We start from the raw sequence: 13369 nt of genomic DNA, 5'->3' as shown, positions 1-13369 counted from the left end.
AATTAGCCAGAATTTGTAGGGTTTTTCTGCGATCGTGGGGTTTTCGTGCATTCCTCATGCAGATTAGATATCTGACAGGATTCGGAACACGCTATAGAGGGAATCAACAAAATTCCGATGCAGGCTCAACGTAGGTAGAGCCTGCATCAGCTAAGCAAAATCATGGCTAGGCAAAAACCAGGTTACACTTTCTCACTCAGCACGGCTTCCAATAAATCGAGATCGTGCAGCATCTTTTTCAGGGTTTCATTACTGATCTGCTGCGTAGCGCGCAGGTGGTAAAGTTCACCGCGTTCAGCGGTGACAGCGGCCAAGCGGAAACGGCGCTCCAGATTTTCAATCTCCAGGCTGTGTTCCAAATCGCTCTCACCGACGACGCGACGCCGCAGATTACCGATGACACGCGCACTAACTTCACGCACCACCTGCTCATCGATATTTTCTTCTCGATCCGCTGCCAGACGTTCTTCCATTTTCTGCAAGCTACGGATTGCCACTTCGGCAATCGCCATGCGCGCCATCCGCTCTTCTTTCTTATAGAGCGATTTGTCCACCACCGTCACCACACGCAACAGTAATGGTAGCGTCAATACCCAGCACAGTAAGGAAAACAGGATGACGCCGGTGGCGATAAACACCAGCTGGTAGCGGGAGGGAAACGCAGTACCGTCGTTTAATAACGGCGGAATGGACAGCACACCGGCCAAGGTAATCGCACCGCGCACCCCGGCAAAAGAAGCGATCCAGATTTCACGCGTGGTGTACTGAGCAAACAGCATCGGGCGTTTCTTTTGAAACAGGCGGCTGTAATATTTCATAAACCACAGCCAGCAGAAACGCAGCAGCAACAGCGCAAATAATGGCGATATCGGTAAACAGCATCCAGGTTTCAACGGTGGGGTCCAGTTCCGCCTGCGTCACCGACGTTTCCAAAATGTCGGGCAATTGCAGCCCCAGCATGATAAACACCATGCCGTTAAACACGAACTCCAGCATCGACCAGACGCTGTTGGCGCGTAATCGCATCGCCAGCGGCGCGTTACTGATCACGTTAGAGTGGCTGATGGTCATCCCTGCGGCCACCGCAGCCAAAATGCCCGATACACCAATGTGTTCCGCAATCAGATAAGAGGCGAACGGCAACAGCATCAGCAGCACAATCTGGGTGGCCGCATCATCACCGCTCCAACGGTTAATGATGCGCAATGATTTACTGTAAAGCCAGGTGACACCCACGCCAGCCAGCAAGCCGCCGACCGCTACCTGAACAAACTCCAGCGTTGCGCCGGACACGGTAAACACCATGGTGCCCATCGCCACCGCGACGGCAAACTTAAGCGATACCAGACCCGAAGCATCATTCATCAACGCTTCGCCCTGCAAGATACTCATCAGCTTTTTCAGAATACGATCTTCGCCAACAATCCCCGACAGTGCTACCGCATCAGTTGGCGATAACACCGCGGCCAGTGCAAAAGCCGCCACCAGCGGCATCCCCGGGATCATCCAGTAAATCAGGTAACCCACCCAGGCGACGGTGATCAACACCAGCACCAGCGCCAGCCCAATCACCTCACGACTGTGTTTGATAAATTCGCGCGTTGGCGTTTTCCAGCCATCGGCAAACAGCAGCGGCGGGATGAACAGCACCATAAACAGTTCAGGATTGAAATCGACATGCAAGCCAAACTGGGGCCAGGCCAAAATGGCCCCGAGGGCGATTTGCATTAAGGGCAGCGGAACTTGGAAGGGTAAAATACGTGTAACAACCCCTGATAGTGATACCACCAGGGTTAAAATCAGAATGGTAAAAAAGATTTCCATGCTTTCCTTAGGAGATGTCCAATAATGACCTAACTGCGTGCTGAGCTGCCCTTTGTACGTTATGAGATAGTGCCCCATTATTTTTACATGAAAATATCGTTCAGCGGGGCAAAATTTCAGGGTAAAACGCATATTTTTTGCATGATTACCCTGCAAATAATTGCGTCAAAAAATCACCGTGACGGGATACTTCAGGGAAAGCATGATGGAAGAGGAAAAACGATGAGTGGCGTTAAGGAAGGAAGGTCTCAGGACCACAAGCACCATCGAAACCGCAGGCAACCTCAAGCGGGAATGACCGTTTGAGGTTGCCTGCGGTTCTTCTGGCAGAGATCCCCGGATTTCGCCGAGGATGACAGGGATTGCTGCGTATCCATCAGTTTGATCGGGGAGTTTGACTCCCCTTAATGACTAGCGCACAAAATAATCAGAGCGCCCAGCCACCGGCGTAGAACACCACCAGTGCGATAGCGATAATCACGGTGCCAACGTTCAGTTTACGCCATTCACCCGAGAAAACACGTCCCAGCACCAGTGCGCCAAAGCCCAGCATAATCCCAGTCACAATATTACAGGTCAGCACGATAAACACCGCACAGACCTGACATGGCATGGCATGGCATGGCATGGCATGGCATGGCATCAACGATGTCATCAAAATTCAGCTTGGCAACATTGCTCAGCATCAGCAGACCCACATACATCAATGCTGGCGCAGTCGCGTATCCCGGCACCAGATAATACAACGGGGAAAGGAACAGCAGGCACAGGAACAACACGCCGACCACCGTCGCCGTCAACCCTGTTTTACCGCCTACCGCCGTGCCGGCCGCAGATTCGATGTAGACCGCCGCGGGAGACGTCCCGACCAGGCTGGACAACATACTGCTCACGGAGTCCGCCGTCAGCGCTTTCCCACCGTTAACGATTTGCCTCTCTTTATCCAGCAGGTTCGCCTGCCCGGCAACCGCGCGGATGGTACCAGTGGCGTCAAACACCGCCGTCATCACCAGCGCCAGTACGCTTGGCAGCACCGCCAGTTGCAACGCCCCCATGATATCCAGGCTAAACATTAGCGAGTGACCGTTTTCATCGGTCAGACTCGGCAAACTGAACCAGCCTTGGAATTTCACGTTCGGATCAAAAATCAGGCCTATAATGGAAATAGCCACAATCACTAATAAGATGCCGCCCGGCACACGACGTTTTTCCAGGCCGATGGTGGCCGCCAGTCCCAGTAAAGACATGATCACCGGGAACGACGTGAAGTTACCCAACGCAACAGGCAGCCCATCGATCGGGTTCTTGATCACCAGACCTACGCCATTGGCAGCGATGATCAGCAGGAACAGGCCGATACCAGTGCCATGCGCCACGCCTAACGGCAGGTTACGCAGGATCCAGGAACGGATGCCAGTCACAGAGATCACGGTAAACAGCAACCCCATCAGGAAGATCGCGCCTAAGGCTACCGGTACACTGATCTGTTGCCCCAGCACCAGGCTAAATGCGGTAAATGCGGTAAATGCGGTAAATGCGGTAAATGCGGTAAGCGAAATGGCGTAGCCGATTGCCATGGGCAGATTGGTCCACAGCCCCATCAGCAGGAACCCAGCCCGGCGACCAGGCAGGTTGCCACGAACACCGGCGTGTGCGGGAAACCCGCCTTGCTCAACATGCCAGGCACGACAATGACCGAATACATCATCGCCAGAAACGTGGTTAACCCGGCCAGCACTTCCTGTCTTACATTACTGCCGCGCTGTGTGATGTGAAAAAAAGCATCAAGTGAGCTTTGCGGGCGCGCCGCATTGCCAGCCTGACGAGAGCTATTTGACATGGTGGTATCCCCTGAGATGTCATTATTTGTAAAAGTAAAACCGGAGGGTGCATATGGCCTTGCCTGCCATGACGATCTCCCATCGCTGCACGCACCCACAACAACGGCGCTTCCGCACCGCAGCGCAAATATCTGACGCCCCCGAATGCACTTCACACCGGCTCTACGGGCACGCAAACGATTAGCTTGCGAGGCGCATCACAAGTGTATCTGGTAGGTCGGAGGAGAAACGGGGGATTATCCTGCTTCTGGGCTGTGTATTTCAACTGATAATCCAGACAATTTATCTATCACTCGACAAAACAGAGCGGCGTTTCACGCACAGAAAACTCTCGAACCATTTTTTTGTGATTAGCCTCACAAAAAAGTTGACCTGCGCTGCCAAGCGGCGTATCTTTAAAAACGTGAAGAACATCATAGAAAAATGAACAATCACTCGGAGAGAGACAAATGAAACTGATCAAAAAAATCGTTGCCATGTTCGAAAACGTTAGCGTCAACTTCAACATGTTCACCAACCACTAAGATTCAAGAAAGCGTAGGAATAAGAAGATGAGTATTGTACGTAATATCAACAAAGTAATAAAAGCGTTGGGCAAAACCTATCGCGGTCTGGCTCCCTACGCTATCTTCCGTTAATCGTTCGCGATTAAAGCACATATGCGGTTACGCACGTCGTAACCAGCACTGAAAAGGCGGGTATCACTGATACCCGCCTTTTTTAATGGCGTGATTTTTTCACCCTCTTTCTGGCAACAGCCTTAGGTGGCAGCGCGTCAACGGTGCTCTGCACAATATTGATATTGTAGCCTGTCGTAACAAAGACCAACGGCGGCTTGCCTTCCTGCACCACAATGCCTTGACCTTCCTTTATGTCATTACTCTGGCAGCGCCGTCCCCGCCTGCTTTAGCCGTTATGCGCACATCCCCGCGTGGATTATTTTGATATCCCCCCTGCGACAGGACAAAAGAATCCAACTTCTGCGCAACGCTGCCGCTGCCGCTCCTTTTTCACAGCATGTTAGGTTAGCCAGCATTGAGAAACCTACGCTGTTTGCTGCCCGCTCGCACTGACAGCCCCATGGAACGACATCACGCCATGAATATTCCTGTGTTTGCCACGCCGCGCGTCTATTTCGGTGACACGGCAATGGAAGCATTACGCGCCTATAACCATAAAACGGTCGCCATTGTCACTGATGACTTTATGGCAAAATCCGGCAAAACCGATTATCTCGCCGGTTTTATGCCACAGGCGCGCATCAGTATCTTCAGCGGGGTAAAACCTGACCCTGATGTTAACGTGCTGCACGCCGTGGCAGCGGCATTCAAAACGCTACAGCCAGATGTAATTATCGCACTAGGCGGCGGTTCCTCCTTAGATGCAGCCAAAAACATCAAGGTCACCCTGGAGGCGTTGCATCCGAAGCATCCGATGGTATTGGTGGCAATCCCTACCACCAGCGGATCCGGCTCCGAAGTGACCACCTACGCGGTGATCTCCGATCCTGAACACGGGCAAAAATACCCGCTGGTTTCCGATCAATTACAGCCCGATATCGCCATTCTCGATCCGCAACTGGTGGTAAGCGTGCCGCGCGGCGTCGCCGTTGATACTGGCATGGATGTGCTTACCAACGCGATTGAGGCCTACGTTTCTTCCCAGGCTAACGATTTCAGTGACGCGCTGGCAGAAAAGGCCATCTTGCTGGTGTGGGACTATCTGCCACAGGTGTTCGAGCAACCGCAAGCTATTACGCCGCGCGCCAAAATGCACAACGCTTCCTGCATGGCGGGTATGGCGTTCAGCACCGCCGGATTGGGGCTGGTACACGGGTTGGCACACGCTCTGGGCGGTGTGTTCCACATTCCTCACGGCAAGATTAACGCCATGCTGCTCCCGTTGGTGATCGATTACAACGCGGCCACCGGCAGTGATGCCACGCGCGAACGCTACGCACGCTGTGCGGCATTAGCAGGTATCAAACAGGGCGCGTATCCGGCAGTTATCCCAACAAATTCGCGCGTTAAATCAACGTTTCGGTATCCCGGCCACGCTGCGTGAATTGAATATTAGTGCCCATGACGTTGAGCAACAGCGCACGCGTTTGATCGATGCCGCGCTGGCAGATGGCTGCACCGCCAGTAATCCGCACACCCCCACCCGCGATGCGGTCAGTCAATTGATAAGCCAGATTGCGGGCTAATCAGCATCGCGACTGGACGAAATTGTCCTGCCCGCCACGGGCTGCGCAATAAAGTCCTCGCGAATCACAAACGAGGACACGCCGTGTTGATTAGGGTTAATAGCACCACCGCGACAGGCCACAACAGCCCCATTCGCAACGGTGCATGACGTAAAGACAGGAAAATGCAGGTAACTGAATTGATGAACGCAACACAGCAACAGATTGCATGGATCACCCAGCAGGTAATGCAAGAACTGGCCGCACAGGGCTCATACCGTGCTGAAACCATCGCACCGCTTCAGGTACCGGTTGGCATCTCTAATCGTCATATTCATCTGGCGCGGGAAGACATGGACATCCTGTTCGGCTACGGCGCGACGCTAACACGCATGAAAGCCGTGAAACAACCCGGCCAGTTCGCCGGGGATTTCCGAGGGGAACACCAAGGTGATCGCCAACGTGGTGGAGTCGTCAGGTCTGCTGGTGACACATGTGGTCGATGAGCCCGTTGCTGCCGCCACGGCACTGAATATGCGTAACGGCGCGGTGGTGGATGTGGGCGGTGGTACCACAGGGCTTAGCGTGCTACGTAACGGCAAGGTGCTCTTTTCCGCTGACGAACCGACCGGCGGCACCCATATGACGCTGGTGCGTCCGGTGGTGGAGAAGATGGCTTGCCTGACCAGTGACTGGCTGACAGCGTATAACGTCAGAAACATTCATGTGGTGGGCGGTGCCAGCAGCTTTAGCGAATTCCCCGCCGTGGAGCCGCTGCTGGTCACCACGCTGGGAATTGCCATGCAGGCCGCACCATGAATACCGTATACCGCTCACGAGAGGCAGCATGAACAGCCAGACGCTCTCTTCGTTGATAGACAAGGCCATCACTGATGCGCTTGCCCACCGCACTTTACGCATCGAAAGTTCACTGTTTGAAAGCACAGGGATCGAAAACATCCATGCCGAAACCCAACGGCAGCCAACCACCTTTGTGCTGATCACTGGCGATGACGTAGCCGCATTTCCTGCCACACTGCACTATCTGGCAGCACTGGCGCAAGCAGGCTGTCAGTTAAGCGTACACTTCTCCCACAGCGCTTGCACACGCGTTTTGCCGACACCTTGCATCGTCTGCTGCCACAGGTGCCTTGCCAACAGGCTATTGATCCCATGCCACGCAACGGCGATACGCTGCTGCTGCCAGCCTTGTCCGATAACAGTCTGGCAAAAATAGCGCTCGGCTTGCGTGATAACGCTGCCAGCCAATGGGTCTTTCAGGCGCTGGCACAAGACGTGCGCATCATCGCACTACACCACCCTGATGCCGCCATGCCATCTGCTTATCTGGCACAACTCTCACGCTATCAGGAGACGCTGCGCCAATTTGGCATTCGCATGATGGGGCAACCTGCTGCCCCACAGGCATCCGTATCGCACAGCGCGGTCGTCACCGCCGTGACGGTGCGCGATGTACGCCTGCATAGCGAAGACACGCTGCGTGTCCGACCCGGCACGTTGATTACCCCGGCAGCGCGCGTGAGATAGCCGCGCGCCGCATCACGTTAATAACCGCATCCTGAGGAGGCACCATGTATCTGGCCCAAGTCACCGGCACGGTGGTCTCCACCACCAAACATACATCGTTGAACGGCATGAAATTGCTGCTCGTCACCCGTCTGGATGAGCACATGAACCCCACTCAGCGCACGCAGGTGGCGGTGGATACCGTCGGCGCGGGCAACGGAGAAATTGTGATCGTCGCCACCGACAGTTCAGCGCGCATGGCCAACAGCAAAGAGCATTCCGTTATTGATGCCGCTATCATCCGTATCGTCGATGCCACCGAGCGCAGCGAGGGCTAAATGTTGACACAACAGCATCCTGCACTGCGCGATTTGGACGGTTGGATTGCACAGGCCATTGCCGCCCAACCTCAGCCAGAACGCAAAGCATTGACCGTTGCTGATTTCGCCCTGCTGGCACAGTTGGCATAGGAAACCGCCCTTGCCATGCACTTGGCGATGGTCGTCAGCCTAGTGGATACACACGGCCATCCGCGCTACTTCGTCAGCATGGATAACGCACTGTTGGTCAGCCACCGCCTCGCCTGGCAAAAAGCCTACAGCGCCGTGGCGCTGCGTATGCCGACGCACGAACTGGCCGAACAGGTGCAACCCGGTGCGCCCCTGTTCGGACTCCAGCAACAGGCCGATATCTGCGCCGTCGGTGGCGGCCTGCCATGCTGGCATCAGGGACATTTACTGGGCGGTATCGGCATCAGCGGCGGTACGGCCGAAGAGGATGTCGCGATCGCACGTCACGTTCTGCACCAATTCACTCAGCAACGTTTTTCCCTGTCGCCTTTCGCCTGACAGCCACGAATAACACGCTGGATTTTTTTGTCATCTCTTATTTCGGGGGGCTTATGTCCTTATCTTCCCTTGTGCTCGTGATTAACTGTGGTTCGTCGTCATTAAAGTTTTCCGTTATGCCCGTCAACGACGGACAACCGCTGCTGTTCGGCCTGGCAGAACGCTTAGGGTTGGATAACGCGGTGATTACCGTCAAAGACGGCTCAGGCAACAAATCAGTGCTATCGCTGGAATCCGCCAGCCACCATGAAGCATTGAAAGTGCTATTCGATACGCTCTCCAGCAAAAAGCTGATCGATTCACTTGCCGCTATCGGTCACCGCGTCGCCCACGGCGGCAGCGACTTTAAACACTCCGTGTTAATCACTCCGGCAGTGATTGAAAAAATTAGGGCACTGTCAGTATTGGCTCCGTTGCATAACCCCGCCAACCTGACGTGGATCGAAGCGGCTCAAGCTCTGCTGCCGTCACTGCCGTAAATTGCGGTGTTCGATACCGCCTTTCACCAGACGCTCGCCCCTGCGGCTTACACCTACGCCATTCCTTATGAGTACCAGCAGAAGTATCAGGTTAGACGCTACGATTTCCACGGTACCTCTCACCGCTATATTGCGGAACAAGCTCGCGCCATGCTGGATCTCAATCAGGACGATCACGGCATTCTGGTTGCTCATCTGGGCAACGGCTCCTCCATCTGCGCGGTGAAAACGGACGCAGCGTCGATATCTCGATGGGCATGACACCACTGGAAGGGCTGGTGATGGGTACGCGCAGTGGGGATCTCGATTTCTGTGCCGCCGCCTATATCGCCAGTTGCACCCAGCAACCTATCGAAAAAATCTACCAAACGGTGAATAACGCCTCCGGCCTGTACGGCATCTCCAGTGATTGCCGCACCTTACAAGAAGCGCGGGAAAGCGGCAACGAACGCGCAGGATTGGCAATTGATGTGATGGTGCATCGTCTGGCACGTCACTTGGGAGCCCACCTCACCTAACTCTCACGCTTGGATGCGCTGGTGTTTACCGGCGGAATCGGAGAAAACTCGGCGCTGATCCGCGAGTTGACCATCGAGCGTCTATCGGTGCTGGGGCTAAAGCTCGATAAGCAAAAAACCATGACATGGTGGGCGGACGCAGCGGTGTGATTTCCGCTGAAGGCTTCCCCACTATCGCGGTTATTCCCACCAACGAAGAGAAAATGATCGCGATGGACGCCGCAGAGATCGCGCAGTTGGCATGAGGTGCGGTGCCCCCCGTTTTATTAAAACGTGACCCATTTAACAATTTAGGGCAGCGCGGTACCCGCCGCAACGGCCCTGATAAACCAGCGTGGATTTTATTGTCGCAGCACTGAAAGTGATAACAAAAAAGTCTCGCTCATCGGCAAAACATTTGGTCGGGATGTTCATAACATCCTAAACAGCAAAATCGGTGCGTTGCCGGTTGCGGGATGAGGGCAGGCCACGGTCCGCCGGACAGATTCCACGTACTTTTTTACTACAAGTTTTTTACTACAAAACGTCGAGGTTGATATGCAACAAGAAGCATTGGGTATGGTTGAAACAAAAGGTCTGGTCTCCGCCATCGAAGCCGCAGATACCATGGTGAAATCCGCCAACGTTACGCTGGTCGGCTACGAAAAAAATCGGTTCTGGTCTGGTAACTGTGATGGTGCGTGGCGATGTGGGTGCCGTGAAAGCCGCCACCGACGCTGGCTCTGCAGCCGCCAATAAAGTCGGCGAACTGGTTTCCGTGCATGTGATCCCTCGCCCGCATACCGAAGTGGAAAAAATTCTGCCGAAGGCACTGGGCTGATCCCTAAACCGCGAGGATTATTCCTATGAGAGATAATCTTGTCGAACAGATTATATCTGACGTGATGAACAAACAGAACGACGCACCACGTGCTGGTAAAGCGCTCGGCAGCATCGCGGGCTGCGGGCTGACAGAATTTGTCGGCACCGCACTGGGCCACACCATCGGTCTGGTGATTGCCAACGTGGATCACCAACTGCATGAGTTGATGAATATCGATAAAAAGTTCCGTTCCATCGGTATTATCGGCGCACGTACCGGCGCTGGCCCGCATATTTTTGCCGCTGACGAAGCGGTGAAAGCCACCAACAGCGAAGTGCTGATCATCGAGCTGGCGCGTGACACCGAAGGCGGTGGCGGGCACGGTTGTATGATCATCTTCGGTGCAGAAGACGTCTCTGACGCCCGCCGTGCCGTGGAAGTCGCCCTGAACGAAATCGACTGCACCATGGGCGATGTGTACGGTTCTCCCGCTGGTCATCTGGAATTCCAGTACACCGCACGTGCCAGCTTTGCCCTGAACAAAGCCTTTGGCGCACCTATAGGTAAGTCGTTCGGCATGACCTGCGCGTCACCGGCTGCCATCGGGGTACTGATTACTGATACCGCCGCCAAGGCTGCAGTGATCGACCCGGTCGGATATGCAAGCCCGAGTAAAGGCACCAGCTACAGTAACGAAGTGATCTTCACCTTCGCAGGGGATTCTGGCGCGGTACGCCAGGCGGTGATCGCCGCTCGCGAAGTCGGTTTGCAATTGCTGTCCACGTTAGATCCAACGGAAATCAGATCGACCACCACGCCGTATATCTGATCCGTCAGGCGCGCTTGCGTGCCGTGCGATGTGAGGAAAGGAACCAAAAGATGAACGACCTTGAAATCGCCCAGGCAGTCTCCACCATCCTGAGCAAATACAGTAACCCCGTCGCGTCCGGCGCGGGTGCAGCAACAGCCGCCACACCGGCACCCCACACCGAGCAATCGCTGGTCAGCAGCATTGTGGCGCAAGTGTTGGCACAGCAACAACCGACAACCGCCGCACCGCAGCCTTCAGCGCATGATGCGGGTATCTTCGACAGCATGGACGAAGCCATTGCCGCTGCCGCGATAGCGCAAGTGCAGTATCGTCACTGTTCGATGCAAGACAGGAATGCCTTTGTGAATGGCGTGCGTGAGGTGTTTCTTCAAGAAGATGTGCTGGACCAAATCTCCCGCATGGCCGTCGAAGAAACCGGCATGGGTAACTACGAGGACAAGCTGACCAAAAATCGCATCGCAGCGCTGAAAACGCCGGGCACGGAAGATCTGGCGACGCAGGCGTGTAGCGGTGACGGTGGGCTGACATTAATCGAGTACTCCGCGTTCGGCGTCGTCGGTTCCATCACCCCCACCACTAACCCGACGGAAACCATCATCAACAACAGCATTGGCATGCTGGCGGCAGGCAATACTGTGGTGTTCAGCCCGCACCCGCGTTCACGCAACGTATCGCGCCTCGCGGTGCGGCTGATCAACGAGAAGCTGGCGCAGTTAGGAGCACCGGCCAATCTGGTGGTCACCGTGGCGGCCCCGTCCATCGACAACACTAACGCCTTGATCAAAGACCCACGCGTCAACCTGCTGGTGGCAACGGGTGGCCCGGCGATCGTGAGAACGGTGATGTCATCTGGCAAGAAAGCCATCGGTGCCGGTGCCGGTAACCCGCCTGCGGTGGTGGATGAGACGGCTAATATCGAACGGGCAGCACGCGATATCATCAAGGGATGCAGCTTCGATAACAACCTGCCATGCGTCGCCGAAAAAGAGGTGATCGTGGTGAATCAGTTAGCGGATTATCTGATCCACTGCATGAAGAAAAGCGGTGCCTACCTGCTGTGTGACAAGCAGTTGATCCAGCAGTTGCAAACGCTGGTGCTGAATGAGAAAGGCACTGGTCCCAATACCGCGTTTGTCGGTAAAGATGCGCGTTTCATCCTGCAACAACTGGGGATCTCCAGCGCACCGGACACCAAAGTTATCCTGATCGAAACGGAAAAAAATCACCACTTTGTGGTGCATGAACTGATGATGCCGATTCTGCCCGTGGTGCGTGTTGATAACGTCGATGACGCTATCGATCTGGCGGTCAAGGTAGAACACGGTAACCGTCATACCGCCATCATGCACTCCACCAACGTCGAAAAACTGACCAAGATGGCGAAGCTGATTCAAACCACCATCTTTGTTAAAAACGGGCCGTCTTATGCCGGCATCGGCATAGGCGTCGGCGGCGAAGGGCATGCCACTTTCACTATCGCCGGTCCGACCGGGGAAGGATTGATGTACGCACGGTCGTTTGCCCGCACCCGCCGCTGTGTGATGGTGGAATCGCTTAATATCCGTTAATCGTCGCGAGGATGAGGGCCATTTGCCAATGAAAACACGAATCATCAATGCACCAACCCCTGACATTGTGGCGATGCTGAAGCGAAGAATGCCCAGCGAATTTCGCTCACAGCTCGATCTGTTGCGCATTGACGCTATTGGTCTGCTGATGCTGCCCGTTCCGGATCTCTATTTCTATGCCGATCTGGCCAGCAAAAGCGCCAATGTGGTGGTTTCGGAAATCTTTGGTAGTTGCCCTCAGCACATCACGACATTGGCAATCTTTGGCGAAGTCGCCGCGGTCAACAAGGCCATGCGGATGATCGAAAATGACAACACGGCGTTCTGAGAACCAACCTATGAAAAAAATACTGCTGTTAGCGGGTGATTTTTCTGAGGATTATGAAGTCATTGTGCCATGGCAGGCATTAAGCGCATTGGGTTTTCTGGTGGACGCCGTCTGTCCGGGAAAACGCGCAGGCGAATTTATTAAAACCGCCATTCATGATTTTGAAGGCGATCAGACCTACAGCGAAAAACCCGGACATCTGTTTCGGCTGACCGCATCGTTTGATGAAATTCGTTTGCAGGACTATTGCGGGTTTTATATTGCTGGCGGACGCGCACCTGAATATTTGCGTCTGAATAAATCCGTACTGAATATTGTCCACTATGCGTTTAATTTTTCTGTGCCGATCGCCGCTATTTGTCACGGCCCACAAATATTGGTGGCCGCGGGCGTATTAAAAGGTCGAACCCTGACCGGGTATTTCACCATGAAACCAGAAATCGAATTGGCGGGCGGTATTTATCGTTCTGCAGCCGATGATGAAGCCGTTCTCGACGGCCATCTGGTAACGGCAACCACCTGGATGGGGCACCCTGCGCTGTTGCGTCAGTTTATTTCGTTGATTGGCACCACTGTGCAGATCTAAGCGCACAGCAAATATTTCCCACTGTCATCTC

Annotated in this window: 13 protein-coding genes and 4 pseudogenes; 15 read left to right on the top strand and 2 right to left on the bottom strand. The window is 54.4% G+C overall.

The window, feature by feature from the left end; translation table 11 throughout:
- Nucleotides 1-182: 182 nt before the first annotated feature.
- Both JZM30_RS20460 and JZM30_RS20455 read right to left on the bottom strand, forming a co-directional pair.
- A pseudogene (locus tag JZM30_RS20460) lies at nucleotides 183-1824 on the bottom strand (Na+/H+ antiporter).
- 427 nt (nucleotides 1825-2251) lie between these two features.
- A pseudogene (locus JZM30_RS20455) lies at nucleotides 2252-3664 on the bottom strand (NCS2 family permease).
- Nucleotides 3665-4763: 1099 nt separating this feature from the next.
- Between JZM30_RS20455 and JZM30_RS20450 the strand changes: the two are divergent.
- From JZM30_RS20450 to JZM30_RS20390, 15 genes and pseudogenes are all read left to right on the top strand, one after another.
- Nucleotides 4764-5729 carry an iron-containing alcohol dehydrogenase gene (locus JZM30_RS20450; RefSeq protein ID WP_438801531.1) on the top strand — a complete coding sequence of 322 codons (966 nt, stop codon included), beginning with the start codon at nucleotides 4764-4766 and terminating at the stop codon, nucleotides 5727-5729.
- Nucleotides 5662-5871 carry a hypothetical protein gene (locus JZM30_RS24875; RefSeq protein ID WP_438801536.1) on the top strand — a complete coding sequence of 70 codons (210 nt, stop codon included), beginning with the start codon at nucleotides 5662-5664 and terminating at the stop codon, nucleotides 5869-5871. Before JZM30_RS20450 ends, JZM30_RS24875 begins: the two co-directional genes overlap by 68 nt.
- Before the next feature lie 182 nt (nucleotides 5872-6053).
- Entirely contained in the window at nucleotides 6054-6356 is a 303-nt protein-coding gene (locus JZM30_RS20445) for a PduL/EutD family phosphate acyltransferase (protein ID WP_438801535.1), read from the top strand.
- A complete protein-coding gene (locus tag JZM30_RS20440; protein WP_286673689.1) occupies nucleotides 6313-6669 on the top strand; it encodes a hypothetical protein in 357 nt (118 codons plus the stop codon). Before JZM30_RS20445 ends, JZM30_RS20440 begins: the two co-directional genes overlap by 44 nt.
- A gap of 28 nt (nucleotides 6670-6697) precedes the next feature.
- Nucleotides 6698-7087 (top strand): hypothetical protein, encoded by a 390-nt coding sequence (locus JZM30_RS20435; RefSeq protein ID WP_252321025.1) that lies wholly within the window; start codon nucleotides 6698-6700, stop codon nucleotides 7085-7087.
- Complete coding sequence (locus tag JZM30_RS20430) at nucleotides 7024-7398, top strand: hypothetical protein (protein WP_252321023.1); 375 nt, start codon at nucleotides 7024-7026, stop codon at nucleotides 7396-7398. Before JZM30_RS20435 ends, JZM30_RS20430 begins: the two co-directional genes overlap by 64 nt.
- Before the next feature lie 44 nt (nucleotides 7399-7442).
- Complete coding sequence (locus JZM30_RS20425) at nucleotides 7443-7715, top strand: EutN/CcmL family microcompartment protein (protein WP_252321021.1); 273 nt, start codon at nucleotides 7443-7445, stop codon at nucleotides 7713-7715.
- Complete coding sequence (locus tag JZM30_RS23700) at nucleotides 7716-7847, top strand: hypothetical protein (protein ID WP_286673688.1); 132 nt, start codon at nucleotides 7716-7718, stop codon at nucleotides 7845-7847.
- A gap of 15 nt (nucleotides 7848-7862) precedes the next feature.
- On the top strand, nucleotides 7863-8225 hold the full coding sequence (locus JZM30_RS20420; RefSeq protein ID WP_286673687.1) for a GlcG/HbpS family heme-binding protein: 363 nt from the start codon (nucleotides 7863-7865) through the stop codon (nucleotides 8223-8225).
- A 53-nt stretch (nucleotides 8226-8278) separates the two neighbouring features.
- Nucleotides 8279-9467 (top strand): annotated as a pseudogene (tdcD, locus tag JZM30_RS20415) (propionate kinase).
- Nucleotides 9468-9759: 292 nt separating this feature from the next.
- A pseudogene (grpH, locus tag JZM30_RS20410) lies at nucleotides 9760-10042 on the top strand (propanediol utilization system shell hexameric protein GrpH).
- Nucleotides 10043-10067: 25 nt separating this feature from the next.
- Nucleotides 10068-10853: a propanediol utilization microcompartment protein PduB gene (gene pduB / locus JZM30_RS20405; RefSeq protein WP_252321017.1), complete on the top strand. Its 786-nt coding sequence runs from the start codon at nucleotides 10068-10070 to the stop codon at nucleotides 10851-10853.
- Nucleotides 10854-10903: 50 nt separating this feature from the next.
- Entirely contained in the window at nucleotides 10904-12424 is a 1521-nt protein-coding gene (locus JZM30_RS20400) for an aldehyde dehydrogenase family protein (protein ID WP_252321015.1), read from the top strand.
- Between the two features lie 28 nt (nucleotides 12425-12452).
- On the top strand, nucleotides 12453-12752 hold the full coding sequence (locus JZM30_RS20395; RefSeq protein ID WP_252321013.1) for a BMC domain-containing protein: 300 nt from the start codon (nucleotides 12453-12455) through the stop codon (nucleotides 12750-12752).
- 10 nt (nucleotides 12753-12762) lie between these two features.
- Nucleotides 12763-13338, top strand: coding sequence for a DJ-1/PfpI family protein (locus tag JZM30_RS20390; RefSeq protein WP_252321011.1), 576 nt, complete (start codon nucleotides 12763-12765; stop codon nucleotides 13336-13338).
- Nucleotides 13339-13369: the final 31 nt, after the last annotated feature.

The organism is Candidatus Symbiopectobacterium endolongispinus (assembly GCF_018777385.1).
Classification (GTDB): Bacteria; Pseudomonadota; Gammaproteobacteria; order Enterobacterales; family Enterobacteriaceae; genus Symbiopectobacterium; species Symbiopectobacterium endolongispinus.
This window is presented reverse-complemented; position numbering and strand designations above follow the sequence as displayed.